1 protein-coding gene is annotated in these 1,583 nt (G+C 46.7%); it reads left to right on the forward strand.

The window, feature by feature from the left end:
* Nucleotides 1–1,583: molybdopterin-dependent oxidoreductase (locus A3763_RS02385; protein WP_156494837.1), on the forward strand; the 1,583-nt coding region annotated here is incomplete at both ends.

Consider the following 1,583-nt stretch of genomic DNA (forward strand, 5'->3'; position numbering starts at 1 on the left):
AAACGAAAAAGCAGGACTTTGCCTCAGGGCATGGCGTAACAACCAACGAGGATCGTGGCTGGGAGGATGGCTATCGCCGTCGTTGGCAGCACGATAAAATTGTACGATCAACACATGGGGTCAACTGTACTGGCTCATGTAGTTGGAAGATTTATGTTAAGGATGGCCTGGTAACCTGGGAAACCCAGCAAACTGATTATCCTCGTACGCGCCCTGACCTTCCTAACCACGAGCCACGCGGCTGTCCTCGTGGTGCGAGTTATTCCTGGTACATCTATAGTGCAAACCGCTTGAAGTACCCAAAGGTACGTAAAGCTCTATTGAAGCTATGGCGCGAAGCTAAAGCCCAGCATAGTGACCCGGTTAAAGCTTGGGAATCGATTGTTAACGATCCGGCAAAAGCTAAATCCTACAAAGAAAAACGTGGTATGGGCGGCTTGGTTCGTTCTGACTGGAAAGAAGTTAATGAGCTGATTGCTGCTTCTAACGTTTACACTGCTAAGAAATATGGTCCTGACCGTATTACCGGCTTCTCGCCAATTCCTGCGATGTCGATGGTTTCTTATGCGGCAGGTGCTCGTTACTTATCCTTGATCGGTGGTAACTGCCTAAGCTTCTATGACTGGTACTGTGATTTGCCACCAGCATCTCCTCAGATTTGGGGTGAGCAGACTGACGTACCAGAATCTGCAGACTGGTATAACTCTGGCTACATCATTGCTTGGGGTTCTAACGTTCCACAAACGCGTACACCTGATGCTCACTTCTTCACTGAAGTTCGCTATAAGGGTACTAAGACTGTATCCGTTACACCTGACTACTCAGAAGTTGCGAAGTTGACCGATGAGTGGATTCACGCGAAGCAAGGTACTGACTCAGCAGTAGCGATGGCAATGGGCCACGTTATTCTGAAAGAGTTTCACGTAGATAAGCCAAGTGCTTACTTCACTGAATACGTGCGTACCAAGACTGATTTCCCTTACTTGGTTATGTTAGAAGAGTCTGATCAAGGCTTACAGCAAGGTCGCTTCCTAAGAGCCTCTGATCTCGATGGTAACTTGGGTCAAGAAAACAACCCTGAGTGGAAGACGATTGCAGTTAACGATGCGAGCAATGAGTTGGTTTCACCTACCGGTTCAATAGGTTATCGCTGGGGTGAAAAAGGTAAGTGGAATATTGATCAGCTAGACGGTAATACCGGCGAAGAGATCAAATTAGGCTTATCACTAAAAGATAGTGCAGACGAAGTGGTTGAAGTTTCCTTCCCTTACTTCGGTGGACAAGAGCACGAATACGGTTATTTTGATCATACTGATCACGATGCGAATCAACTACGTAAAGTACCTGCTAAGAAAATTAAGTTAGCAGATGGTAGTGAGAAGTTGGTTGCAACTGTATTTGACCTGACTCTTGCAAACTACGGTGTTGAGCACGGTTTAAACTGTGCAAATTCAGCATCAAGTTTTGACGAAGACAAGCCATACACGCCAGCATGGCAAGAAAAAATCACCGGTACGCCGCGTGAGCAGATCATCAAGATCGCACGAGAGTTTGCAGACAATGCAAACAAGACGACTGGTCGC

It is taken from the genome of Oleiphilus sp. HI0128 (genome assembly GCF_001635365.1).